The 24,091-nt window shown below is 40.4% G+C and carries 28 protein-coding genes; 7 read left to right on the forward strand and 21 right to left on the reverse strand.

The genetic code is table 11. The features are described from left to right. Nucleotides 1-131 precede the first annotated feature (131 nt). The 10 genes from nirD to A3K86_RS03605 form a co-directional block, all read right to left on the reverse strand. Nucleotides 132-461, reverse strand: coding sequence for a nitrite reductase small subunit NirD (gene nirD / locus A3K86_RS03560; protein WP_068327783.1), 330 nt, complete (start codon nt 459-461; stop codon nt 132-134). Next, the gene (gene nirB / locus A3K86_RS03565; protein WP_068327786.1) at nt 461-3,025 is read right to left on the reverse strand and encodes a nitrite reductase large subunit NirB; all 2,565 of its coding nucleotides are present in this window, start codon (nt 3,023-3,025) and stop codon (nt 461-463) included. The genes nirD and nirB overlap by 1 nt, the downstream gene beginning before the upstream one ends. Before the next feature lie 228 nt (nt 3,026-3,253). Further along, nucleotides 3,254-4,204: a precorrin-2 dehydrogenase/sirohydrochlorin ferrochelatase family protein gene (locus A3K86_RS03570; RefSeq protein ID WP_068327789.1), complete on the reverse strand. Its 951-nt coding sequence runs from the start codon at nt 4,202-4,204 to the stop codon at nt 3,254-3,256. Between the two features lie 237 nt (nt 4,205-4,441). After that, nucleotides 4,442-4,993: a hypothetical protein gene (locus A3K86_RS03575; protein ID WP_068327810.1), complete on the reverse strand. Its 552-nt coding sequence runs from the start codon at nt 4,991-4,993 to the stop codon at nt 4,442-4,444. 134 nt (nt 4,994-5,127) lie between these two features. Then, nucleotides 5,128-5,538 (reverse strand): hypothetical protein, encoded by a 411-nt coding sequence (locus A3K86_RS03580; protein WP_068327813.1) that lies wholly within the window; start codon nt 5,536-5,538, stop codon nt 5,128-5,130. A 105-nt stretch (nt 5,539-5,643) separates the two neighbouring features. Further along, entirely contained in the window at nt 5,644-6,129 is a 486-nt protein-coding gene (locus A3K86_RS03585) for a hypothetical protein (protein ID WP_068327816.1), read from the reverse strand. Between the two features lie 102 nt (nt 6,130-6,231). Continuing rightward, a complete protein-coding gene (locus A3K86_RS03590; RefSeq protein ID WP_146145577.1) occupies nt 6,232-6,564 on the reverse strand; it encodes a hypothetical protein in 333 nt (110 codons plus the stop codon). A 170-nt stretch (nt 6,565-6,734) separates the two neighbouring features. Next, nucleotides 6,735-7,133, reverse strand: coding sequence for a hypothetical protein (locus A3K86_RS03595; RefSeq protein WP_068327824.1), 399 nt, complete (start codon nt 7,131-7,133; stop codon nt 6,735-6,737). A gap of 202 nt (nt 7,134-7,335) precedes the next feature. Next, nucleotides 7,336-7,761, reverse strand: coding sequence for a hypothetical protein (locus A3K86_RS03600; RefSeq protein WP_068327826.1), 426 nt, complete (start codon nt 7,759-7,761; stop codon nt 7,336-7,338). A 128-nt stretch (nt 7,762-7,889) separates the two neighbouring features. Further along, a complete protein-coding gene (locus tag A3K86_RS03605; protein WP_068327829.1) occupies nt 7,890-8,381 on the reverse strand; it encodes a hypothetical protein in 492 nt (163 codons plus the stop codon). A gap of 735 nt (nt 8,382-9,116) precedes the next feature. Between A3K86_RS03605 and A3K86_RS03610 the strand changes: the two genes are divergently transcribed. Together A3K86_RS03610 and A3K86_RS03615 are read left to right on the forward strand one after the other, a co-directional pair. Continuing rightward, entirely contained in the window at nt 9,117-9,596 is a 480-nt protein-coding gene (locus A3K86_RS03610; protein WP_068327832.1) for a cell division inhibitor SulA, read from the forward strand. 221 nt (nt 9,597-9,817) lie between these two features. Continuing rightward, nucleotides 9,818-11,224 (forward strand): basic amino acid/polyamine antiporter, encoded by a 1,407-nt coding sequence (locus A3K86_RS03615; protein ID WP_068330164.1) that lies wholly within the window; start codon nt 9,818-9,820, stop codon nt 11,222-11,224. Nucleotides 11,225-11,332: 108 nt separating this feature from the next. Here the strand turns inward: A3K86_RS03615 and A3K86_RS03620 are convergent, their stop codons facing one another. Next, nucleotides 11,333-11,743: a hypothetical protein gene (locus A3K86_RS03620; RefSeq protein ID WP_068327833.1), complete on the reverse strand. Its 411-nt coding sequence runs from the start codon at nt 11,741-11,743 to the stop codon at nt 11,333-11,335. A 1,065-nt stretch (nt 11,744-12,808) separates the two neighbouring features. On the opposite strand from A3K86_RS03620, the gene A3K86_RS03625 reads away from it, so the two are divergent. Together A3K86_RS03625 and A3K86_RS03630 are read left to right on the forward strand one after the other, a co-directional pair. After that, the gene (locus tag A3K86_RS03625; RefSeq protein ID WP_068327835.1) at nt 12,809-13,543 is read left to right on the forward strand and encodes an IclR family transcriptional regulator; all 735 of its coding nucleotides are present in this window, start codon (nt 12,809-12,811) and stop codon (nt 13,541-13,543) included. 6 nt (nt 13,544-13,549) lie between these two features. Further along, nucleotides 13,550-14,386 carry an arginase family protein gene (locus A3K86_RS03630; RefSeq protein WP_068327844.1) on the forward strand — a complete coding sequence of 279 codons (837 nt, stop codon included), beginning with the start codon at nt 13,550-13,552 and terminating at the stop codon, nt 14,384-14,386. Nucleotides 14,387-14,575: 189 nt separating this feature from the next. On the opposite strand, the gene A3K86_RS22610 is transcribed toward A3K86_RS03630, so the two are convergent. The 5 genes from A3K86_RS22610 to A3K86_RS03650 form a co-directional block, all read right to left on the reverse strand. Continuing rightward, nucleotides 14,576-14,749 (reverse strand): hypothetical protein, encoded by a 174-nt coding sequence (locus A3K86_RS22610; RefSeq protein WP_157599458.1) that lies wholly within the window; start codon nt 14,747-14,749, stop codon nt 14,576-14,578. A gap of 296 nt (nt 14,750-15,045) precedes the next feature. Beyond that, a complete protein-coding gene (locus A3K86_RS03635) occupies nt 15,046-15,234 on the reverse strand; it encodes a hypothetical protein (RefSeq protein ID WP_146145576.1) in 189 nt (62 codons plus the stop codon). Between the two features lie 400 nt (nt 15,235-15,634). Beyond that, nucleotides 15,635-15,895, reverse strand: coding sequence for a hypothetical protein (locus A3K86_RS03640; RefSeq protein ID WP_068327848.1), 261 nt, complete (start codon nt 15,893-15,895; stop codon nt 15,635-15,637). A 228-nt stretch (nt 15,896-16,123) separates the two neighbouring features. Continuing rightward, a complete protein-coding gene (locus A3K86_RS03645; RefSeq protein WP_068327852.1) occupies nt 16,124-16,387 on the reverse strand; it encodes a hypothetical protein in 264 nt (87 codons plus the stop codon). A 34-nt stretch (nt 16,388-16,421) separates the two neighbouring features. After that, entirely contained in the window at nt 16,422-16,790 is a 369-nt protein-coding gene (locus tag A3K86_RS03650; protein ID WP_068327855.1) for a hypothetical protein, read from the reverse strand. 1,064 nt (nt 16,791-17,854) lie between these two features. Here A3K86_RS03650 and A3K86_RS03655 point away from each other — a divergent pair. After that, entirely contained in the window at nt 17,855-18,868 is a 1,014-nt protein-coding gene (locus tag A3K86_RS03655; RefSeq protein WP_068327859.1) for a TerC family protein, read from the forward strand. Between the two features lie 99 nt (nt 18,869-18,967). On the opposite strand, the gene folE is transcribed toward A3K86_RS03655, so the two are convergent. Beyond that, nucleotides 18,968-19,621 carry a GTP cyclohydrolase I FolE gene (folE, locus tag A3K86_RS03660; RefSeq protein WP_068327863.1) on the reverse strand — a complete coding sequence of 218 codons (654 nt, stop codon included), beginning with the start codon at nt 19,619-19,621 and terminating at the stop codon, nt 18,968-18,970. Between the two features lie 114 nt (nt 19,622-19,735). Next, entirely contained in the window at nt 19,736-19,924 is a 189-nt protein-coding gene (locus A3K86_RS22615; RefSeq protein WP_146145575.1) for a hypothetical protein, read from the reverse strand. Between the two features lie 68 nt (nt 19,925-19,992). On the opposite strand from A3K86_RS22615, the gene moeA reads away from it, so the two are divergent. Together moeA and moeB are read left to right on the forward strand one after the other, a co-directional pair. After that, nucleotides 19,993-21,228 (forward strand): molybdopterin molybdotransferase MoeA, encoded by a 1,236-nt coding sequence (gene moeA, locus A3K86_RS03665; RefSeq protein ID WP_068327867.1) that lies wholly within the window; start codon nt 19,993-19,995, stop codon nt 21,226-21,228. A 21-nt stretch (nt 21,229-21,249) separates the two neighbouring features. After that, a complete protein-coding gene (gene moeB, locus A3K86_RS03670; RefSeq protein WP_084406500.1) occupies nt 21,250-21,996 on the forward strand; it encodes a molybdopterin-synthase adenylyltransferase MoeB in 747 nt (248 codons plus the stop codon). Nucleotides 21,997-22,312: 316 nt separating this feature from the next. Here moeB and A3K86_RS23050 read toward each other — a convergent pair whose 3' ends face one another. From A3K86_RS23050 to A3K86_RS03680, 3 genes are all read right to left on the reverse strand, one after another. Further along, entirely contained in the window at nt 22,313-22,447 is a 135-nt protein-coding gene (locus A3K86_RS23050; protein ID WP_269747595.1) for a hypothetical protein, read from the reverse strand. 175 nt (nt 22,448-22,622) lie between these two features. Next, complete coding sequence (locus A3K86_RS03675; protein ID WP_068327870.1) at nt 22,623-23,177, reverse strand: OmpA family protein; 555 nt, start codon at nt 23,175-23,177, stop codon at nt 22,623-22,625. A 245-nt stretch (nt 23,178-23,422) separates the two neighbouring features. Then, nucleotides 23,423-24,040: an NUDIX hydrolase gene (locus tag A3K86_RS03680; protein ID WP_068327874.1), complete on the reverse strand. Its 618-nt coding sequence runs from the start codon at nt 24,038-24,040 to the stop codon at nt 23,423-23,425. Nucleotides 24,041-24,091 lie beyond the last annotated feature (51 nt).

The following is a 24,091-nucleotide window of genomic DNA, read 5'->3' on the forward strand; positions in this document are numbered from 1 at the left end:
TCCTTAAAACAGTGAAATTAAGACATGAATAAAGGTTTGTCTCCAGTTGTTACCCGGAAACCATTATTCATGTATTAACTTATTGTTTGTTGCTGAAAGTGTTGCCCCCAATGACGAGGGCAACAGGCAATTTAGAGTGCAGGCATTTCAACCATGCCCTGATGAATACGCACCTCAAAAGCTTTCAAACTAAAGCGTTCATCTTCAAGACAGCGCCCATCTTTCAGATTAAAACGCTGTTTTTTCAAAGGGCTAGCAACCCAAAGCTCACCTTGATGCTCACAAATCAAACCACGAGAAAGTACGTTAGATTTGGCGAATGGATCCATATTATTAATTGCGAAAACCTGCTCATCTTTATATGGACGGAACAACGCAACTTGCTCGCCATTAACTAGCGCACAAACGCCAGTGCCAGGAATAATGTCTTCCAACGCGCAGATTGTTTGCCATTTGCTCATTATGAGTTCTCCAGTTCTACGTGCAGAATGTCGCCTTTAACGGCAGGATGTTTCTCTGTGAAAGTTGCCGGACGATGTTGTTCACGCTCAGGCACAAACACCACGTTATCGTCACGCTGATCACTATTGATAAAGTGAGCAAAGCGCTTCAATTGGTCTTCATCTTTAATGGTGTCATTCCATTCACAGCTGTAATTATCGATAAGGTTGTTAATATCCGCTTCAAGCTGTTCATTAATACCCAGTTTGTTATCAACAATCACTTCACGTAGGTAGTCGACCCCACCTTCCATGTTGTCCAACCAAACGGAAGTACGCTGTAGCTTGTCTGCCGTACGAATGTAAAACATCATGAAACGATCGATGTACTTAAGAAGTGTTTCCAGATCCAAATCCGAAGCAAGCAGATCGGCATGGCGAGGTTTCATACCACCATTACCACATACGTACATATTCCAGCCCGCATCCGTAGCAATAATACCTAGGTCTTTACCTTGCGCTTCAGCACACTCACGAGTACAACCAGAAACACCGAACTTCATTTTGTGTGGTGTACGAATACCTTTGTAGCGATTCTCAATCATGGCGCCAAGACCAACACTGTCTTGAACACCGTAACGGCACCAAGTGCTACCCACACAAGTTTTCGCCATGCGAAGCGCTTTGGCATAGGCTTGACCCGATTCAAAACCGGCATCAATCAGCTTTTCCCAAATAGCTGGCAGATCATCTTTCTGGGCCCCAAACAGACCAATACGCTGAGCACCCGTAACCTTAGTGTACAAATTGTATTCTTCAGCAACTTTCGCCAACGAACCCAATGCCTGAGGTGTCACTTCGCCACCCGCCATACGCGGGATCACTGAGTAAGTGCCATCTTTTTGCATATTGCCAAGGAAATTATCATTGGTGTCTTGAAGGCTAACGTGTTGTGGTTTTAAGACGTGATCACCCCAGCATGACGCCAGAACAGAACCAATCGCAGGTTTACAAACTTCACAACCGTAACCTTTACCGTGTTTTTCCAGCATCTCATCAAAGCTCTTGATGCCTTCAATACGGATAAGGTGGAACAACTCTTGGCGGGAATAAGCAAAGTGTTCACAAATATCATTGCTAACTTCAACACCGGCTTTTTCAAGTTCAGCATTGAGCACAGAAGTCACCAACGGGATACAACCACCACAACCAGTGCCCGCTCCTGTCGTCGCTTTAATATCAGCTAACGTGTGATGACCATCTGCAACAGCCTGAGCGATTTTGCCTTTAGTAACATCAAAGCACGAACAAATCACGGCAGACTCAGGTAAAGCATCAGCACCTAACGTTGGCTTTTCAGCCCCTGCGTGTGCTGGCAAGATCAATGCGTCAGGATGTTCTGGCAGATCGATTTCATTAAGTTTCAGCTGTAATAAATCGCCATAATCTGAAGTGTCACCAACCAAAACAGCGCCGAGTAATTTCTTACCGTCTTCAGAAACAATCAGGCGTTTGTAAACATCTTCTTCTTCATTGAGGTAAACAAAGCTCTTACAGCCAGGAGTACGACCATTGGCATCACCAATACTGCCGACTTTAACACCTAACAATTTCAGCTTGGCACTCATATCAGCACCTTCAAACTGACTGTCATGGCCTAGCAAATGGTCAACAGCAACGGTTGCCATCTTGTAACCCGGTGCAACTAAACCAAAGAAGGTTTCATTCCAAGAAGCACATTCACCGATTGCGTAAATATTCTCATCAGATGTCAAACAAACATCATTAATTGCAATACCACCTCGTGGTGCAATATCAAGCTGAGCCTGACGAGCCAGTTTATCCTGCGGGCGAATACCGGTTGAAAAGACAATGAAATCCACTTCCAATTCAGTATCATCAGCAAACTTCATGGTATTTCGTGCTGTAGTTCCCTCTGCAACAATTTCTTTCGTGTTCTTGCTGGTATGGACCTGAACACCCATACGCTCAATCTTGTTACGAAGTTGCTGACCACCTTGGAGATCCAACTGCTCAGCCATCAACACAGGAGCAAACTCAATCACATGAGTTTCAACACCCAATGCTTTCAATGCCCCCGCAGCTTCAAGGCCTAGCAAACCACCGCCAACAACGACACCGCTTTTGCTTTTCTTTGCCGAGTTTTCAATAGCTTTGAGATCTTCAATGGTGCGATAAACAAAACAGTCTTTGTTTTCAGAACCTTTGATGGGTGGAACCCAAGGGTATGAACCTGTCGCCAAAATCAACTTATCGTAAGCAATTTCACGACCTGAGTTAGAATATACGATGCGATTTTCGCGGTTGATGTTGATAGCACGCTCACCAATTAAAACGTTAATGCCGTGCTTTTCATAGAAACCGGTTTTGACAAGAGAAAGCTCATCAGCGGTATGGTGGGAGAAATAGGAAGAGAGATGAACACGGTCATAAGCTACCCGTGGCTCCTCACAAAATACGGTGATCTCGAAATTAGAGACATCCGTTTTCTCAACTAAATCTTCGATATAACGATGGCCAACCATACCGTTGCCGATAATGACCAACTTCATCTTGCTACTCATAGAAAATCCTGACCGAAAGCAAAAAAACTGTTGGGGATTTTCAGTTGTGAAGGAAAGTTAATAAATGATGTAAATCAATTACAATAAAATACTACTCTAAAGGGGTAGCTGTGAATTGAAAGCGATTTTGGAGAGGAAATGTTAATAAACGCTAGGTTTAACAGACATCTTTGAGGGAATGAATAGGCGAAAGAAACACCATTTCGCCTATTTAAATTAATGAATATTTCAGGTTGTTGCATCGCTTGCCGAAACGAAAATCGGTTCATGAGAAAATGGCAATAAAGCTTTCATTTCCTCGTTTGAAAGATGAGCAGAAGTAAGTACACAAACTCTAATATCTTGCTCAGCTAGAACTGCCGCTTTTTCAATTAAATCAGCCTGTTGCAAAAGCTCACGTTCGGCATCACGTCGACAGAGGTCAACGAAAATCTCAGGACAATCATGACTATAAAGAACATATTCTGCCTGTTGCATCAAGCGTAATGCTTTTAATGTCAGTAGCTCCGGATCGCGTCCAATATTTACTATCGTAACAGCTTGATGAGTTTCTTCAGGTGATAGCAACAAACGACCAAAAGCACTTTCAAGCTCATTAACTTGCTTAGCGTGTTCAACTTCTGGTAGACGGAAAAAGCGCTCCCAAAATTTTCTTCGTTCATCAACCGTTTTAAAATGCTCTTTAATGCGTTCTCTTTGCTTACCAGCATAATCAGCCAGCATCGCCAAGTTCTGAGGCAGCATAGTTTCAAAGCGCTCACGTAGATAACGAACTAAAACTGGTGAGGCACCACCACTGGAAATTGCAACCTGAATTGGTGAACGATCCACCATTGAAGGTGTAATAAAATGACAAAAATTTGGATCATCAACTACATTTACCCATAAACCACGAGCTGTCGCATCTCGATATACCTGATGATTTAAATCTCGCTGATCTGTGGTTGCCCATACTTGGTCAAAGCCAGCCAAATCGATGTCTTCGTAGTGTTTACATAAATAAATCAGCCTGCCCTTATCAACATAATTGGCAAGAAATGGATGTAGTTCAGGTGAAAGAACAGTAACGTTAGCATTTGCACGCAGTAATAAATCCACCTTACGGCAGGCAACATCACCACCACCAACAACGAGCACTTGCCTGTCTGTCAGGCGTAAAAAGGCAGGGAAAAAGTCCATCTAGTCAAATCTCAGGCTGAATGATTGTTTATAACTCAAATAACTTGAGTCAATTTTATAAGCATAAAACGTAAGATTTGCAACAAATTGCCAAAAGGGTTTAATCCGAAACGTAAAGTTTCAGCCCTTAACTACCAACCCGATGGTATCGTTTTGATTCGCGCAAGCAATGTTGGAGGGCTAACCTCAGCAATTTGACATCCACTTTATAGTAATCAAAGTTCAAATTCCGCCAGCCTAATTTTTAGCGAGCTTTTTAAGTTGTAAATATAGAGGGATCGATTGAAGAGACATTAAGTTGTTTTCTAATTTAGAGCCGTTTAACTCCATCCACTTAAGCATCTCGTCACTTACATGTTCGCCATAAACTCTATGCGAATATACAATTGACGCTCCAACACCACCGTTTATCATTATGCGAGCTTGCACAAATTCTAAAAATTGTGGTTGCTTAAAGATAGCAACGATCAAATGTTCTGCTGTTTTTTGTTTTGTTCTAGGAATAGAATCAGTTCTAATGATATGCGCCCCAAATTGCTGGTAGCTAGCTAAAATATTATTTGCTACTAGCGCAAGTCTTTCACCGTCATTTACGCCTTTGTAGTAATTGATGGTAAGCATATCAGTCCAGTTTCTTAAATCAGATTGATTCTCTGGAGTAAACTCAAATTGTGATGCTTTCGACCAACGGTGTATGTAATCAACATTATTAAAATTAATAGTTGAACTCTCAGCACTCACCGCCATAGAACACATTAGTAATGTCAAAAATATTATTAAGGATTTCATTTTACTCCCCTGTAGACTCCTAGTTCCCTATAATAAAGTTTGAAGTTCAGTGACTAAGCCTCTGCATAGTACACTGAACTGCAAGATAAAATTGCTGATTGTAATAAGTAACATTGGATGTTTTTTTCTTTCAACTAATTAGAGAAACTACAATGAGGTTCTCCAAACCCCACACTACCAATAGGCAGGTTACAAACAATAGTTTCACTTCTACCATGTAAAAAGTAGTAATCTAAGACAAACTTAATATCATCTTCGACCAAACCAATAGATTCAACAAATACTCCAGAAATATTTTGAAAGCCTAACCTATTTCCATCCACTTCGACATGGTCTATTACTACATTATCAATAAGCTTATAATCTGGAGTCGAAAACTTCTCAATTTCTATTTCAGGTTTAATTTCCATATTATTCTTTATTATACGAATAATGTCATCTTCATACCTGAATGTTTTAACCATATTTATAGATGAAGGTATATTCGAAGCTTGGGCATCAACAAAAAATAAAGTCGCAATCATTACAAAAAACACTTTATTCATATTAAATATTCTTATCTATAAATTTAACTCTTCGATTAAAGCGTTCACTTGGAACAAAAACCGCCGAAGAGAACGTCACCGTGATTGCCTTTGTTATAAATTGGTTCAGCGCTTTGAGACTGTACCAACTTCTATTCTTTGCCCACTCTTCAATTTAGACTTATAAACATCTTCAGATACTTCTTCAATATCTAAATATTTACTTCCATCTAAAACTGCAGGTGATAATAAAAAGAATCTTTCATCTTTAACCGTAACATCTAAATTAAGTTCTGTAAGTTTCCAACTTTGACTCCAGCCCCCATAACAAGCAGCTCCTAACTTAAGCTTACCAGCAGGTACATAAAATTCGATAACATCACCCGTTAACATTCCACTAATAGCTTTACCCGAGACAGTTGGCCAGTAGTGTAACATTGATGATAGTAGATTATTATTTCTAGCAATGCCGACTTTTACATCTCCGCTTGATTTATTAACAACCGAAATGTCATCCAATTGCAATTTTGGTGCTGAGTGATCTACTGGTATACTAGAGCATCCCGACAGCACTAATAAAAGCACCGTATATATTAATTTTATATTTCTCATTTTAATTTATAATGCCAACAATAGAGTGCGCCCACCAAAGAAGCCGAAGCCCATCATCACCTTAGTACCTTTATTAGGCACGCCGAACTTATATGAAAGGAGCTATTGTCTTGGTTTGGCTGAAAACCAAGTACCGAGTACTGTTTTTGAAGGGAGATGAACTAGTGTGCCATTGCCATCAAACTCTAGAATTTGAACACCTTTCGACAAAACAACAATATCGTCCTCTGTTCTAGACCATTGATACTCACCCTCCTCCTTTATATCAAGAAGAATAGTTGTCTCTTTCAAATCATATAGCTCAGTATTTTGAGGAACGATAACAAATACGCAGTCACCAGAATTTGCTTCAAATTCCGGGTGGAATAAAGCAAAACCTAAGTGCTGCTTATCTATAGTTTGGAGTTCGATTACATTTGATGAGTCTGATGCCATAACTAACCCTGAAAATAGTGAAATTATAAATAATATGATGATTTTCATAAGTACCTAACGCTTGCAATAAGGTATGCCCCACTGAAACAATAAGGCACACCTAATTTCATACCAAAACTTTCGAGTGTAACGGGCTGCCTTGTTATGCCAAACGTTCAACAAAATTATATTTATTTAAACAAGGAACGAAGACCTTTATCATCGTCAAATTCAACTCCTTCTAAACAAGCTCCAATTTCTTCTAACTCACTAGGATATTTCATTGCATGTTTCATAACTAGACAAAAGCTATAATACTCTGAATAACTTTCCAGATTACTCAGAGAGACATTAGCAAATTTATTTTTAGCTTTCTTATCACATATATCCGAACCTGTGCTGACTTCGAGCATGCATCTTTTTTGAGAAATTTTATAGCAAGCTACATACTCTGGCTGGTCACAAAACATAGATGGGCCATTTTTAGATAATTTTTCAGTTATTATTTCAACAGCTAATTCATCTTGATAATTGCTTGCTGAACAACCACTTAGTAATACAGCCAAGAAAACTGGAATATATAACTTCATTTTTATACCTTATGTCTTATTTTAATTTATATTTCAAATACTACTCTGTTCTTATCTTACTTTTAAAACAATAACTAATCATAAGTAAGATTACAGGTATAACGCTTAACATAAGTTGCGCCACGATGAACCTAGCAAGCGCACCGAACTCCAAACCAAAACCGTCGAGCGTTGATAGTCTGCCTTGAGCAGTTTGTTATGTTTATGCCACGCCAGAGAGACTGCCAATTGGAACGAACCGAGCATTCTTATACTCTTCCGTATCAAAAACACCAAGCAACTTTAACTTTCTGTAGGGCTTTTCATAACGTGCAAGTTCCTTAAAGTCATCTTCCTTATCAAACATGAACATAGTAATCTTGTTTGGAAAAAACTTACCTGAACTGTGTTTGGTGTATTCGCGTACAAGCGCGAATTTTTTGTAGTCTTTACTATCGGCTTGGTTGGCTGCGAAATACACATAGTCAGAAATGGTCGCCTCTTGGGGGTTTGATATCTTAACTGGTTCGTATGTGTAGGCTTTCTTGTTAGAAAATGTCTTAGTATTTTGGCTAGTACTAATGCTAGTGCTATTGCAGGCACTAAGCAAGATAGCCAACACACTCATGATTATAAGTTTCAATTTCATTTTAATCCTTTATTAAACATAACTCCCGCCATAAGTTGCCCGCCACAAAACCCAATCAAGCCACCGTAAACACACAAGTCAACTCATTCCGAAAATGTGCCGTGTTAAGGGTCAACTTAATAGGCTTGTTATGTTAGTAATTTTTTTATCCTTAGACCTTCATTAATTAGTTCTGATAAGCTTTCAACTCCAAAAACTGAAACAATATCTAGCATAGGCACTGGATTAGTACTATTAAGTTCACTACATTTTCGGGATGAAGCAATCTTCATCGCAACATTATAATACCCCATATAACCTAAACTCATCCCAGCACTTTCGACGACAATTCCATTAGTTGTATTCTGGAGCATATACATATTCGATAGTTCAGGAATCTTCGTACCAACAATAGCCAAACCGTTTAGTTTTAGCTTTCCGTTTTCCTTACAAACTGAAAAGCCAACTGGTTGTAAATAAGCCACTTCTCCCACTTTGATGTCTTTTGCCATCTTAAAACCAAGTTCATTACTTGTTTCGACCAATGTTTTATCTAATGAAAAACTTTGCGCAGAGAGCTGTAAACTTGCAAATATACAGCCCAATATGACTATAAACTTAGAACATATAACCTTGTTCATTAGTGGTAAACTCCTATAACTTCCTAGCACGAATAACATAACATTTCTTCTACGAGCTGAATTCGTCCCCCCACTAAACCCGCAGAAAAGCGCACGATATGTACGACCTGTGACCGTACATTACAAAGTCACAGAGACCGCATTTAGCTACTCCAATATAGAAAGCATCAAATACGCTCCCATCTAAGGATTTATTCCCCTGCATGCGTAGTAGCAAAATGCAGCAGGCATAATAGCAGCAGATTTAATATGTGACTTGATGAATGTCTAATTAATAAGGCTTAAACCATGAATTTATTAGATAAAAAATCTGATCGCTTGGTTTTTGACCACTTTATAGCAGACGGAACATCACAACATCGGAATCTATAGACGAAGTAAAGCTGAGTAGTACGGAAAATCCCATTCAGCTATACAGAACCCCAAATGATACCGGAACTAGAACCACTGTATGAACCACTGTATGAACCACTGTATGAACCACTGTATACAGTGTGATGAAACTCTTAGATTGGCAAAGCTATATATTTAGTTCATTTCAGCATCGCTCTACTTGCAACATCAATTACCACAATAAATTCAAGCACTTAACAAACCCACCGTCTAACTTTGACGGCAATTAACGTCTAGCTTTTCGAACAAAAATCAAAATTATCAGTTGCCAAAAGCCTTATTTCGCAATACTGTATATACATACAGCATGTATAGATAACCACTAGTTAGAGGATGACGGCAATGATTGAACTATTTGAAACGCTACCTTCTGTGTCTGCTGCCCAAGCTTACAAATCGACTTTCTCTGCTATCCAGAGTTCATCTATACCTTTATGCTCATCTGTGACCTGTCCTATCGAAGTAAGTTTTAGCGATGAACATCAAACTGAGCTGGCTTACTTTTTACGTCTTTTAAAGCAAGCAAATAATGAAAATCGCTGGATCATGTTTATTGGGCACGATGCGGTATTAGATAAGAAGCTTTTAGAAAGTGCGAAGATTGATTTAAGTAAAGTGCTGGTACTTCACAAAACCAAGAGTAAGTCTTTACCTAAACTAATGGAAATGGCACTCCAAAGCGGCAACTGCAGCGCTGTTATTTCTTCTGGTGAGATCAGTGAGTACCAAACCAACGCCATTCGTGAAGCAGCCCAAGCCGGAAAATCTTTAGCATTTGTGATCAGCAAAGAACAGGCAAAGTCACGCATCACTCTTCACTAAATGTACAGTAATTCCGTCATAATGGATTTACTCAACTAATTCGACAAAACATCAAGTATTAGTTTAATTGATGATTTGGTTGATATTTGATCCAAGGCAATGAAGAGTGAATTTTACCGCGTGACATAAGCCTCATGTCACAAAATCTGTGCAAGCCGACTAATATCCAAAATAAGATCCTATATTATCTTCGCCACGAAGAATTTATAGTGGTTTTAATTTTGGACAATAAACTCGGATTAGGCGCAATGACGGCGCTGGTAATCGGCTCGATGATCGGTGCAGGTGTGTTTAGTCTTCCACAGAATATGGCTGCCGTCGCCAGTCCCGCTGCTGTTATGATTGGCTGGACTATCACGGGCGTGGGCATGATCTTCCTCGCGCTCTCATTTCAATATCTCTCACACCTCAAACCTAATATCGAAAGCGGCGTATTTGGCTACGCACAAGCTGGCTTTGGTGACTTCGTAGGCTTCTGCTCTGCGTGGGGTTACTGGCTCAGTGCCATGCTAGCGAACGTTTCTTACCTTGTTATTGTGTTCAGTACGTTAGGTATGTTTGTCGATACACCAGATATGGTGCTGTTTGGTGAAGGGAACACTTGGCTGGCAGTCGCTGGCGCATCTGTCCTTTTATGGGCTGTTCACTACTTAGTTTTACGTGGCGTTCAAACGGCTGCGGTGATCAATATGATCACAACAGTGGCCAAACTGGTGCCGCTATTCCTATTTATTGTGGTCGCAATGATCTCGTTTAAATGGGATACCTTTGTTTTCGACTTTACGGGCTTACATTTTGGATCTGGGCATGATCTTTTATCACAGGTAAAAGGCACTATGTTGATCACTGTGTGGGTATTTATTGGTATTGAAGGTGCGGTGGTCGTTTCTAGCCGTGCTCGCCACCGTAAAGATATCGGTCGTGCGACCATTCTTGGTTTGCTGACTGCTCTTTCTATTTATGTTTTTGTTACTTTGCTTTCGATGGGTGTAATTAGTACACAAGAACTCGCACAGCTGCAAAACCCATCAATGGCAAAGGTGCTTACTCATATTCTAGGCCCTTGGGGTGGCGTAATTATCGGCGCAGGTTTGTTGATCTCTGTATGTGGTGCGTTCCTAAGCTGGACAGTGCTAGCATCTGAAGCCCCTTACCTTGCCGCTAAATCGAATATGTTCCCGCAAGAGTACACCACTCAAAACGAAGCAGGCAGCCCAATCAAGGCTTTAAAACTGACTAATGTGTGTGTACAAGTATCACTGTTCTTTGTTGTTTTTGCAGGTGGTACATACGATACGTTACTTGCTATCGCGTCTGAAATGATCTTGGTTCCTTACTTTTTAGTTGGTGCTTATACGCTGCGTTTAGCCATTGAGCGAAGAGATAAAGGTAAGCTACTTATCGTTGGGATCTGTGCAAGCTTATACGGTATGTGGTTGCTATACGCTTCAGGTCTTAATTATTTGCTGTTATCTGCCCTACTTTATCTTCCGGGTTTGTACTTCTACATTAAGGCTAAACGCGAACAAGGTGTTGAAGTGTTCTTGGGTAAAGAAAAAGCCGCGGCAGGTGTTTTAACGGTAGCTGCAACCCTTGCTGTTGGTATGCTTTGGAAAGGCATGCTGTAAGCGCTATAACCTCTACACCACCAGCAATTTCCTCCTAACAAAATAAAAGCCAGCAATGCTGGCTTTTTCTTATCACGCTTTTGAAGCTAGGCTATAGACTTCTAATCGTTATGAAGGCGCGTTAATGCGAATATTCAACACTTCTCCGCAGTCGTCATCAAACGTGATGGCACAATCCGTTTTATCGGTAATGTACTCCAACTGCTCATAGTCAAGCGCATAAGGCATAGTAATACGCAGGCACATAATCCGTTCTGTGCGCGCAAGCCTTAGTAGCCTGATCAAATTGTTTGTATCGCTGGTGTTTGTCGATAATACTTTTAGCGCTTGTTGCTGTAGCTTTTCTTCATCAGTGATCCCTGCTGGAAGTGAAGATTTCCATAACACTTCAAACGATGGTAGCACCGCTCTTAGGGCATCTGTGAATGAAAGATGGCTCTGCCGGCAAGACGCTGAAAGGAAAGATGTGTAATCAAACACCACATTCTCATTCTTCTCGATTTCTTTATATGTATTCATATCTATCCTTAATACGAAACATGGTGTAACTGATGAAACCTGTTGCCTTAGATTTAATATACGTTCAAGTTGCCCTAAAGGTATTTCAAAATAGTGAAAGTTTGCGTTTGATCTTGCTTTTAGATTAATTAAATCAACAATTAAATATCTTTAAAACATTTAATTAACAAGCGCAATACTATAAAAGAACAATAGCAACCAAATATAACCTTTAATTTTTTGCTTCACTCCATCGATAATTGAGATATTTCTTTTTTGTTTTTCCGTATTAGACTAATTAACTAGATAAATAAACTTGGAATATCCATAGCTATTTCATCAATAATTAATACACGGACTAAACATAAAAAAACACTAACCCAACCGACAAGACACAAGAAAAAACCACCAAAAACAACAACATAAAATCACATACAAACTGATCTTTTATTTCATCCGTTGAACAACAATCACAAAATAGTTTATTCATATGACTTTTATCTGCACAGCAAAATAATGCAATCATCATTTTTATACTAAGAAACTGTGACACTTACATTAATTACATAGGTCGAAATTATTAAACTTAGAGTTTTCTTTTACAGAATGAGGGAAAATAGAAGATTAAACACTAACGGAGCAAGTTATCATTAGCTCGATGAATTAACATTTATCATATAATTAATACCAAAGTAGCACTTACAAAATAACGCTCTCTTATTCTTGCTTCACCTTGAGATACACTTAGCCCGCATACTTTTATCATCCACACTTTGTACGTAACTAACTTTATAGTAAATAACGCCCCCGCTCCTTTTCTCAACTCTCTACCGTCCCCTACAGCACACATGATGGCTGCTCACCGACAACTGTTAGTTGATCTTTTTGCTCGCTCTGAGTTCTTACCATTCCTCACAGCCCTTCGGAGATATTTCACAGCATCAAAGGTAAATATGCATGTGGCAGATCACAGCTGAGACCTTATTTTTCTCACATAATGAGAATCAACCCCATCAATAATTTCAATATTCTCACCATGTAAGAATTACATTTGTAGTGATAGGTGAATAGGAATAAAAAAGTCACATGAAAGAGAAAAAAAGCGCATCCAATCAAGTGAATGAGAAGGCGTTGCAGTTGCTAATGCATGTTGCTGTTAATGAATCTCCGGTATCTGCCAAAACATTAAGTGAACAGTTACAAGTACCTATTAGTAGCTTGTATCGCCATTTAAAAGTTTTGAAGGAGTGGAACTTGATTGAAGAAAGCCCTTACGACAAACGGTTGGTGATTGGCGCTGCTGCACTGCTCTTAATGCGCAGTTACGAAACAAGCCAACACAACTTAGATGCCGTCGATGCTGTTTTAAGTCGACTGCAAAAACAGACAGGTGAAATGACAGCTTACATGGTGCCCGTCGGTTATCGAGCACTATGTGTCAGCCAAAAAGAAAGCATGCAAGCACTTCGCTGTAGCTTCTCTCAAGGGCAAAGTCAGCCCCTACTGCGAGGTGCTTCATCCAAAGTTATGCTCGCTTTTTTACCGCCTCAGCGCTGCGAAAAAATCCTGCGCTATTTCGGTGAAGAACATCATATGGATGAATGGCAAGCAGAGTTAGAAAAAATACGGCGCAATGGCTATGCCGTGAGTACATCGGAAATTGACCCCGGTGTTTCAGGCATCAGCGCCCCAGTAATGAAAAGGAGTAAGTTGATTGGCGCAATTTCAGTAATGGCTCCCGCCCACCGTGTAGAAGCCAACAAAGAGCGAATCATCTTACATGTACTACAAGCAGCTAGAGTGTTGCCACCGGAAAGGTAATTCACAATGTTAAGCATCTTCAAACGCTACCGAATGCGTCACGCCCACAAGCAACCTGTTCACCCTTTCACCTTTATGACAGTGTGTGAACGAGTAAAGCCAATGTCTCAGGCCGCGTTTGAATTTGCTCAACAGAGTCTGGAGCTCGCCTCTTACTGGCTATATCCGCAATCAACTTCAGCAGTTTATTCCGATGCAGGACACTTTGTGGTAACCAATGATAACCCTGCCAGTTACCAACACTGCTTAAGCCAACATTTAGGCATGCATTCAATGCCAGTTGTGCTTTCGAACTGCCACGAAACGTTGCTACATGCCATACCGATTATCGCCTTGCAAAAAAATGAGATCGGTTTGATCAACATTGGTCATCGTTTCGATCTTAAACAAACGCTTGATGTACAGGTGGGTTCGGCCTTTCACTTTGCTCTAAACCAGTACGATAATACGCGTTTGTTCTGCTTAGGTGTGGATGAAGAGAGCCAAAATAGTCAACTTTACGAGTACGCAGAGGATCTTGGGGTTAATTGGTTATCGTCTGAGGATTATAGTTTCAGAAATCGCACACCGATCAAATCTGAACTCACTAACTATATCGCTCGATGTGACGATTTGATCATTACCGTAGACTTAGCTGCTTTAATGCCAAGCGCAGGCTTTAACGATAACAATCGACTAAGCAGCAAAATCATCTTGCGTACCCTACGTCAATGCGTACTATCGGGCAAAGTTAAAATGATCCAACTGGTTGGTGCGAAAGACAATTTGATCTGCTCTCGACAAACTAAAGAGATATTAGATGCGCTATGTGAGCTACCGCCCATACTGACCCATGCTGCTTGAAGAGTTGAAGCCTAACCTCAAAGAAAATAATAGACCAAGTCGAGCATTAAACTGTTGGTTACGTTAGACACATGATGAAAAGCGAAAACGGTGCCCATGGGCACCGTTTTCATATTCTTACTACATTTTCCTTGGTAAAAAATGCCGCTTAGGGTGTTAACAAAGCATCAAGCTGAATTTTCATTCAAGTTAATCTACAGCAGCCAACTCAGAAACCATCACACCTTCAGGGCGGAAAATCGGCTCTAATTGCGATTTCTTATTTTGGAACTCTCGCTCTTCAAGCATAGCTAACTCTCGCTTCATCGCTGATAGCTCTCGTTCCATATAAGAAATATTACGACGAAGCATTTTCTTTTCCATAACTACTCCTTACGCATTTATTTCATGTGGTAAGATAACAAACCACAATCGAACAAAAATTGACCTACAAATCAATTACTTTTTTCGATAGAACAATTAAAACCTAGTTCAGCAAGCATTAAGAATTAACTCAGTTGCATAAAGTCACCATCATTCCGCTATCTTTTCCCATCAAGCTTATACAACTCAGAGCGACTATTGCCCTAAGCTTACGCAGTCACGCTATCTACCCCTCATAAAGCAAAAAGGTAGCTCTATTAGGCTACCTGTAATTTCTTGTTTGATAGTTAACTATGTTAAATCGCTAGCTCTTCCATCAACATTTGCATTGATACTTTAAACTCACCTGTCGATTGCAACGCACGAATAAACGGTTGAGCTTGGGAGCGATATGCATTCATAAATGCCTCGCCTATCATATTTTCACCAATGGTATGGTCCATAGACACAGCAACAATACAAGCCTGTACAGTTTCGTCCTTCACGTTTAACTCTATTACACGGCATAAATCGATTAAGCGTCTAATTTTACTTCTTGTCATTTTACCAATCCTACATCCATTTTTATCAATTGCAGCTATACCCAGCATTGATTACGAAGCTAAATTTATAATGATGATTAAAAGCTTCTTTTTGTAATTATTGTGCACCGGAATATAAAACAATATTTAATATTGAGCAATACCTAGATAGGTTATAAACAAGTTGTGCTTTATAAAAATAATTGGTAAAGACTTTATTAAAACAGGAAGAGGAAAATTATTAAGCGATAGCAGAGAATACTACCACTTAATGATTACACGAAGGTAGGGTCATGTATTATGAGACAATCTCTGGTAGGAAATAGCATTAAACACACTGCTATTTCATCATACAAATAAATATTTAGCCGACTTCTTCCGCCAACAATAATTGCAAATTAACATGACGTTGAATGGCAAGATATTCATCTGTCATTTGAAGTGCTTTCATAAACAGAGTGGCATCTGATTGATATGCTTTCATAAAATACTCAACAAGTTCTGCATCTTTTATAGAATCTGTCATCGATGCTGCAACGATACAAGCTTGGACTTTTTCACTCGCGATATTCAAACCGTTATGGTGACAGAATCTGATTAGCCAATTAATACGATTTCTGATCATTGCAGCTCCCTCTTTATTGTTATCATTATGCTACTGGCGAATTAAAACAATTTCATATGGTGCGCTTAACCTATCAAGGAATGACTACTGTTGCCAGTGAATCTGCATTTTTCAGTTTTTATCGATTACATTAAGTTATGAATGAGTCAAAAATGACAACGCACTCATAATGGGCGCGCTGTCATAATCTCAAATCAAGTATAAATGGAAGAGTCAAACAATAAGATATTATAGAGCAGTTAAAGACTTCTCTATCTCAGTAGTTAATATATTTGAAGCCGCTTTGAACTCAACGGTACATTTTAAGGCATTCATAAAGACGGTAGATTGAGAACGATAACCGGACATGAGCGCTTCACTCAAGTTCGTTTCATGTATACCATCGTCCAATGAAACAGCAACAATGCATGTCTTTACGTTATCATCACGTAAATTAAGCTCCATTACTTTAGAAATCTGAATCAATTTTTTAAGTTTATTTAGGTTCAACATAATTAAGCTATCTTTTAATTTATTATTTTAGTTCTTATTTTCGATAATCAACCGCTTCGCCTACCATGTAAAGTAGTTGCTGAAACTCTGGTGTGGTTTTAATTGCTTTCTTGTACAAAGAGTGGCTTTGTGATTCAAGGATGCTCAATAAATGATGTTCTAAGTTACCATCGCAAGAATCAAAATTAATTGTTACCGCAGTAATTGCCGTCTTTACGTCATCTTTATTAATTTCTAACCCACACTGTTTCGCTGCATCAATAACGGCCTTGATGTTGTATTTCATCTCTAAAACGTAGAGTTTTTCTTGTACATTACGTTCATCTAGGTCAATACCAATCTCACGAATCATATCTAACATAGATTTAATTGTTTGCAGGCCATCTTTATTATTTAAATTCATATTACTCTCCTCTACAGGCAAAAAAGAGAACGCTATTATCCTGACGCTGCCAAAAAGCACAAATCAAGTTACATGAAAAAACAAATCAATACATAACAAACAGATAAAGTAGATTAATTACTCTAAACGGAGAAAGCGAAATGCAACACAAGGCATAAATTCACACATAAATGAGCTATTTACGCTCGCTTAATTCTATGTTGACACTCAATTAGTTAACAAAGTTAAAGACAATGACCTTATGGGAATAACAAATAGATGTAAGATTATAATGTTATTTATTCATCGTGGTTATTGATAGATACAACAGCATCCTAGTCTAAGACTGTCATTTACAAACACTATAGCAGTCGATTAAGTTTACGTTTATTCATAACTTAGACACATCTAAAGAATAACAAACAAAAAAAAACAAAAAACCGCATCCAATTACATTCGCGTTCTATTATAAATAGCTATTTCACAAAAACATATTAAAGACAGAGATTACAAGAGCTGACTATCAGTCTAAAATAAAAAACAAGTAAAACTGCCAAACTTGTTAGTTAATAACCTTCTTGTTATTGAATACTGCTGACACGCTTTCATACTCACTCATTTATGCTGTATTTAAGGAAATGACTTTTATGACAGAGTGTGATGTCAGAGAAGGATCTACCGATGGCAAAAAAACAGTTCATTCTGTGAAAAAATAACTAGCGCGAATCAAATTTCAGGCATAGAATCCACTTGTTTGGGGAGTAGTCACGCTCGTCACTGTTTACACTGACTTGTGTTCGCCTGTCGTCATCCCGAAGCCTCATGCTTCCGGCAGTCGTAAGTAGACCTGAAATCTCATCTCACTTTGACAAGACCAACACCATAAGCAAGGCACCTATGCAGCGAAAGTTGCGGTTGCCTGAGTGCACTGGAAGTGTACTTGTATGTTATGCGTGGAAGGTCTTTGTCAGTGCATTCTGTCCTGCCAGCCCTTCCACGTTTGCCGAAACTGATATCAATCTGATCACACAAACCTCAGTTGATATGAAACCAAACAATGGTATTCGTTTGAAGGAGTTACCCTTATGAGCCTTTTTTCCTACGAAGGCTTTGCCCTACTTACTTTATGTATGTTGGCACTGGATCTTTACCAAACCCGAGGTGGCAAAGTCACCATTAAAAAAGCGGCTATTTGGAGCTTGTTTTGGGTGTTCTTGGCTTTGATCTTCAACATGGTGATTTACTACTACTGGCCTGTTATGGCGCCAGGAAGTAGCTACACCAACAGCGAAGCAGCGACTGCATTTCTAACTGGTTACTTACTTGAGAAATCTCTCAGCGTAGATAACCTCTTTGTGTTCGCACTGATTTTCAGTCAGTTTTCGGTACCACAGCATTTGCGTCCGCGAGTCTTGATGTTAGGTGTGGTTGGCGCACTTATACTACGTGCAATCATGATTGGCGTTGGTGCTCAATTGCTTAAAGAGTTCCACTGGGTGTTATACGTATTTGCCGCTTTCCTACTCTACACTGGCTACAAATTATGGCGTGAAGGTGAAGAGGAGCAAGAAGACTTCTCTGACAGTCTACCTGTTCGATTAGTGAAGAAGTGTGTACGCGTATCTAATGACTACCGTGGAACCGCGATGTTCTACAAAGACAGCATGGGCTGGATTGCGACACCACTATTAATTGTGGTGGCAGTGATTGCGTTAACCGATGTGATGTTCGCGCTTGATTCTATCCCGGCGATCTTTGCGGTTACTCAAGAACCGTTCTTGGTGCTAACAGCGAACGTATTTGCGCTATTGGGTCTGCGTTCACTGTACTTTGTACTTGAAGGGATGTTGACGCGCTTCTGCTACCTACGAGTGGCGTTAGCATTCATCTTGAGTTTCATTGGTATCAAGATGCTATTGATGGAAACGGCTTATGCGATTCCAACACCGGTATCATTAGTGGTAATTGCCCTAACGATTACCATTGCTATTGTGGCTTCGCTTTGGAAAACACGTAACCAAGTAGAAAGTGAAACCCAAGCTATGGCGAGTACTGTAACGGATCAGCCAGCAACGCAAAGTGTGCACGGCAAGGATTAATAGAGTTAGTTAAAACCCACAAAATTAACCGTTAATAAAAACGCGCCCCTTCAATTGAAGGGGCGCGTTTTTTATATTCGATTTTTTATCGTCACGGAATTAGCGAATGCCGTGTAGAAACTCTGCACGGGTTGCGGGATTCTTTTTGAAAATACCACCCAATGCTGTTGTTGTCGTTTCGCTGGTTGCATCCATGACACCACGCGCTTTAACACAGTAATGCGTTGCATCAATGGTCACAGCTACGTCATCACTTTCTAGCAATGTTTGCAATGCCACCAGGATTTGCTGTGTTAGACGTTCTTGTACTTGTGGGCGTTGAGCAAAGAAGCGAACAATACGGTTGATCTTCGATAAGCCGATAATCTTACCGCGTGGGATATACGCAACCGTCGCTTTACCATCAATAGTCACCAAGTGGTGCTCACAGGTGCTGGTTAAAGTGATGTCTTTTACTCGTACCATTTCATCACATTTCATCTTATTTTCGATGACTGTGATTTTTGGAAAGTTGGTGTAATCCAGCCCTGAAAAAACCTCATCCACATACATCTTTGCGATACGATGCGGTGTTTCCGTCAGACTATCATCGCTTAGATCTAGCGATAGCAGCTCCAGAATTTCACGCATGTGGTATTCAATCTTTTCTTTTTTCTCCTCACGACTAACAACTTTATCTGTCATCGGAGTTTCTAAACCGCGTGCGACTAGCGCATCGCGAACTAGCTGTGCTGATTCACTCATTACTGTCATTCTTTCCCTCCACTTGGCTCAGGCTGAATGCTAAGTGCCTATTTTGAACAATGCCAGTGTTTAATGCTGTGAGGAAGGATACAGACAAATGAGAAGAATTACACCTCGTAATTGTTAGGTGTTTTTTCCTGGTTCTACCTCTTTTGGCTTAGGAATCAACATTTCCTGCAACGACATGGCGATAGAATCATCGTTTTCCTCATATTTACAGTGGGGCAGACTGAAATTTTTTGTCATAATTGAAGCGCATACCAATAAATGCACCACACTGGTGTTGATTGGTATAAAGACGAAGTAAGCCAAGACTTATCTCTCCTGCCCCCAACAGAATATACTGTGAGGGTACAATTAAACGACGGACACCACTGATTATGGGATGTTGCGATACTCCAGGCCTAATGCCTGTCGAAACTGCACTTGAAAAGATTCTTGACCAAGTAACCCCGCTTGAGGGTTCAACCACCATCGCTTTACCTGATGCAATGGGTTACGTGGTTGCCGAAGACATTCGCTCGCCAATTAATGTTCCTCCATTTGCAAACTCAGCGATGGACGGTTATGCCGTTCGCACCGCTGATCTCGCGAACACAGATACACTTACGCTAGCGGGTAAGTCTTTTGCTGGCATCCCTTTTGAAGGAGAGTGGCACGCAGGTCAATGTATTCGCATCATGACTGGCGCTCAAATGCCAGAAGGTGCTGATGCGGTTGTTATGCAGGAAGAAACTGACGTTGATGGTGATAACATCCGTTTCCTTGTTAAACCACCAGCAAATGACAATGTTCGCCCAATTGGTGATGATGTTCGTCTTAACGATGTCGTAGTTGCTAAAGGTACGCGTATTACTGCACGTGAAATGCCGTTACTTGCGTCATTGGGTATTGCGACTATTTCTGTTTTGGTTCGCCCCAAAGTGGCTTTCTTCTCAACCGGTGATGAGCTACGCCCACTTGGTGAGCCGCTAGAAGCAGGTCAAATCTACGATAGCAACCGCTACGGCATTCGCGCCCTACTTGAAAAATTTGGTTGTGACGTACTGGATCTTGGCATTATTCCTGATTGCCCTGAACAACTTCGTGAAGCTTTCCATAAGGCATCAACCGAAGCTGATGTATTAGTGACCTCTGGCGGTGTAAGCGTGGGTGAAGCTGACTACACCAAAGATATTCTTGATGAACAAGGTGAAATCGGCTTCTGGAAAATCGCGATGAAACCGGGCAAACCATTTGCGTTTGGTACCATCAACAACGCGTGGTTCTGTGGCCTTCCGGGTAACCCAGTGTCTGCAATGCTAACGCTATACCAGCTAGTACAACCTATGCTGGCAAAACTGTCTGGTCATACGCAATACCAAGCACCGCAACGCATGAAGGCAAAAGCGACAACACTATTTAAGAAACGCCCTGGTCGTACTGACTTCCAACGCGGTATTTATTCGATCAATGCTGAAGGTCAAGTTGAAGTCGCAACCACTGGCAACCAAGGCTCTGGCGCCTTTAGCTCCATGCACCATGCCAACTGCTTTGTGGTACTAGAACGTGAACGCGGCCGTGTTGAAGCTGGCGAAGAAGTGACGATTGAGCTATTCAATCACACTATGTATTAATAGCTGAGAATAGGATTTACCGTGGTCGAATTAACCGATGCAGAAATGCTTCGCTACAACCGCCAAATCATTCTTCGTCAGTTTGATTTTGAAGGGCAAGAAGCACTAAAAGGAGCTTCAATGCTTGTGCTTGGCGCTGGTGGTTTAGGCTGTGCCTCAACTCAATATCTTGCTGCTGCGGGTGTTGGCAAATTGACGTTGATTGATGACGACAAGGTAGAAGTATCTAACCTTCAGCGTCAGGTGCTGCATAACGATGGTACCGTTGGTCAACTGAAGGTTGAATCTGCTAAACACGCGCTGCAAACTATCAACCCTAACGTAGTGGTTGAAACAGTTGCCAAACGTCTTTCAGATGAAGAATTGCTGCCATTGATCGAAGCGCACACTCTAGTGCTAGATTGTAGTGATAACGTTGATACGCGTAATCAACTCAACCATTTATGTTTTCAAACTAAAACACCATTGATCTCTGGTGCGGCTATTCGTATGGAAGGTCAAATCAGTGTGTACACTTACCAAGGCGACCAACCTTGTTATAACTGTTTGAGCGCCCTATTCGGTCAACAAGCGCTTAGCTGTGTTGAAGCTGGGATCATGTCACCTGTTGTCGGTATTGTTGGTGCAGTTCAAGCAATGGAAGCCATTAAAGTCGCAGCTAACATGGGTACACCACTAACGGGCAAAATCTTAATGCTAGATGCCATGAGCATGAACTGGCGTGAGATGAAATTGGGCAAACAAGCAAACTGTTCGGTGTGTAGCTAACCAAGTCTACATGCCGATATGTATGCGAATACATTTTGCGTAACACCCAGATAAAAAACACCCCAGTAAATCATACTGGGGTGTTTTAGTTTGGATTAAGGCTAAGATTAATCACCATTGCTTATCCTTATGTTCCCTACTCTGTATCATGTTACATGCTCTCTGACTGAGTATTGCGGCAACAAAGTTATTATTATTAAGATTGGCGTTAGTGCGGTATTTCTATGTTTATCTACTAGATATCACTAGTGTTTATATGGCTCTTAGCATCTGGCATCATCGCTGCCATCGGATTGTTTATATTGCAGGTTTGCAATTAACCATGAGCAATAATGACGCCCAATAACATAGATATAAACATTGCGAAGAAAATAAAATATCCCGCCCAAGTCATTGCAGCATTTGCTGATAGTTCTGGTAGTGAATATTCCTGTTCAAGTTCCTTTTTCATTTCCATCCTATTTCTCTCTTAATTGTACCTCTTAGTTTAAGCAACCGTTCAAGCTATCCTGCTGAAACGATCAATGGCGTAATAGACTAGCCTCGCACTTATTTAGCTAACTGCATTACTGCGCTACTACGCCAAAATATTCTCATTCAATAGTGACAAGTGGATTAACTATTAGTTAAAACTCATCCAAGATTGGTGTGATACGAATATCGATACGGCGGTTCTTTTGGCGTCCCCATGAAGTCGCGTTGTCCGCGATTGGGCTCACTTCGCCAAAGCCGTAAGTGCTAATACGCTCATCTTCAACACCACGCAATTTTAAATAATGAGCAACAGAGTTGGCACGTTTTTGTGAAAGTGAGCGGTTATACTCTTCACGGCCTTTACTGTCGGTGTGACCACCAATAAACAGTTTCGCTTTTTCATTTTTTGCCATTAAGGCTGAAAGCGCACTCAATACTTTATGGCTATCACTACGTATATAAGCACTGTTGTAGTCAAAACTACGATCGCCATCGAGTAAAATCGAGATCTGATTGCCATCACGACTTACCATGCCATCTTGAGCCGATACCACGCGCTCAGTCTTGGTATAGAGCTGATCAACATAACGCTCTACTGCCGCTCTATTGTATGGTTCTTCGGCTTTTTCAGGCCCGTTACTCGTTGATTGGCAACCTAGCATGATAAGTGATGCTAACGTAAAAACACCCGCTTTCATCCATTTCATTGTTCTGTTTATCCTGTTGTGAAATTAAGTACAAACGTTAACAAATCAAGTGGATAGGCTCATCTTAAATCAATTTTAATGTGGAGTTATCTCGCAACAGTAATTCAGGGTTACAGCTACTGAAAACTAAAATTTGAAGTGTCCCGAAGAAAGATAAAACAACGAATATACGTTGCAGTCAAAATGACAAAGAGAAAGACCAAGCTCAGCAACTCCCTTTACCACATTGTGTAAACACTTCGGCTTTAATCAACCAACACAGTTAAATTGGGCTTTCGATTGTGCTCGAACATCATGGCGATATCTTCAACTAACACTCGACTCTCCGATAGCGGAGGTAAATTATCCAGTTCAAAAAAGCCAATTTCTGATATCTCGATATTTATCTCAGGAGAACCAGAGACAAAATCACACAGAAAAAACATCTTATAAATATGAAAAGGATATGTCGGCACATACGGATGAATTGCGCGATCTTTTATAGCAACCAACCTAGGTTTATCGACTTTATAGCCAGACTCTTCAAACACTTCACGTATTACACCTTGCGACGGCGTTTCATTCACATCCGCCCAACCACCAGGTAAGGTCCAACAATTATCTTCACGTTCACGCACCAGCAATATCTTATTATCTTTAATCACGCCAGCCCGTAAATCCACCTTAGGTGTCGGGTAGCCTGACTCAGGAATAAACAACTGCTGAACACGTTCAACTGGCGTACCACTCAACTCTGCAAACATCTTATGGGAGATGTTTTCAATAGTTTCAAAACGCTCAATATCATAGTTATCTTTCGAATAAGCTTTGCCTGCTTGGCTTAAAGCTTGAAGCTCTTTTGCCCATGTTAACCACTGACTCAACACTTACTCCCGTTAAAAACTCATCAAAAAAACAAGCCGAGCACTAAGGCT

This window comes from Photobacterium jeanii, assembly GCF_001650345.1.
In the GTDB taxonomy this organism is placed as follows: domain Bacteria; phylum Pseudomonadota; class Gammaproteobacteria; order Enterobacterales; family Vibrionaceae; genus Photobacterium; species Photobacterium jeanii.

Coding starts and splice junctions, on each gene's coding strand:
- nirD (WP_068327783.1), bottom strand. CDS start 461: ATGAGCAAATGGCAAACAATCTGCGCGTTGGAAGACATTATTCCTGGC.
- nirB (WP_068327786.1), bottom strand. CDS start 3,025: ATGAGTAGCAAGATGAAGTTGGTCATTATCGGCAACGGTATGGTTGGC.
- A3K86_RS03570 (WP_068327789.1), bottom strand. CDS start 4,204: ATGGACTTTTTCCCTGCCTTTTTACGCCTGACAGACAGGCAAGTGCTC.
- A3K86_RS03575 (WP_068327810.1), bottom strand. CDS start 4,993: ATGAAATCCTTAATAATATTTTTGACATTACTAATGTGTTCTATGGCG.
- A3K86_RS03580 (WP_068327813.1), bottom strand. CDS start 5,538: ATGAATAAAGTGTTTTTTGTAATGATTGCGACTTTATTTTTTGTTGAT.
- A3K86_RS03585 (WP_068327816.1), bottom strand. CDS start 6,129: ATGAGAAATATAAAATTAATATATACGGTGCTTTTATTAGTGCTGTCG.
- A3K86_RS03590 (WP_146145577.1), bottom strand. CDS start 6,564: ATGGCATCAGACTCATCAAATGTAATCGAACTCCAAACTATAGATAAG.
- A3K86_RS03595 (WP_068327824.1), bottom strand. CDS start 7,133: ATGAAGTTATATATTCCAGTTTTCTTGGCTGTATTACTAAGTGGTTGT.
- A3K86_RS03600 (WP_068327826.1), bottom strand. CDS start 7,761: ATGAAATTGAAACTTATAATCATGAGTGTGTTGGCTATCTTGCTTAGT.
- A3K86_RS03605 (WP_068327829.1), bottom strand. CDS start 8,381: ATGAACAAGGTTATATGTTCTAAGTTTATAGTCATATTGGGCTGTATA.
- A3K86_RS03610 (WP_068327832.1), top strand. CDS start 9,117: ATGATTGAACTATTTGAAACGCTACCTTCTGTGTCTGCTGCCCAAGCT.
- A3K86_RS03620 (WP_068327833.1), bottom strand. CDS start 11,743: ATGAATACATATAAAGAAATCGAGAAGAATGAGAATGTGGTGTTTGAT.
- A3K86_RS03625 (WP_068327835.1), top strand. CDS start 12,809: ATGAAAGAGAAAAAAAGCGCATCCAATCAAGTGAATGAGAAGGCGTTG.
- A3K86_RS03630 (WP_068327844.1), top strand. CDS start 13,550: ATGTTAAGCATCTTCAAACGCTACCGAATGCGTCACGCCCACAAGCAA.
- A3K86_RS22610 (WP_157599458.1), bottom strand. CDS start 14,749: ATGGAAAAGAAAATGCTTCGTCGTAATATTTCTTATATGGAACGAGAG.
- A3K86_RS03640 (WP_068327848.1), bottom strand. CDS start 15,895: ATGATCAGAAATCGTATTAATTGGCTAATCAGATTCTGTCACCATAAC.
- A3K86_RS03645 (WP_068327852.1), bottom strand. CDS start 16,387: ATGTTGAACCTAAATAAACTTAAAAAATTGATTCAGATTTCTAAAGTA.
- A3K86_RS03650 (WP_068327855.1), bottom strand. CDS start 16,790: ATGAATTTAAATAATAAAGATGGCCTGCAAACAATTAAATCTATGTTA.
- A3K86_RS03655 (WP_068327859.1), top strand. CDS start 17,855: ATGAGCCTTTTTTCCTACGAAGGCTTTGCCCTACTTACTTTATGTATG.
- folE (WP_068327863.1), bottom strand. CDS start 19,621: ATGACAGTAATGAGTGAATCAGCACAGCTAGTTCGCGATGCGCTAGTC.
- moeA (WP_068327867.1), top strand. CDS start 19,993: ATGGGATGTTGCGATACTCCAGGCCTAATGCCTGTCGAAACTGCACTT.
- A3K86_RS23050 (WP_269747595.1), bottom strand. CDS start 22,447: ATGAAAAAGGAACTTGAACAGGAATATTCACTACCAGAACTATCAGCA.
- A3K86_RS03675 (WP_068327870.1), bottom strand. CDS start 23,177: ATGAAATGGATGAAAGCGGGTGTTTTTACGTTAGCATCACTTATCATG.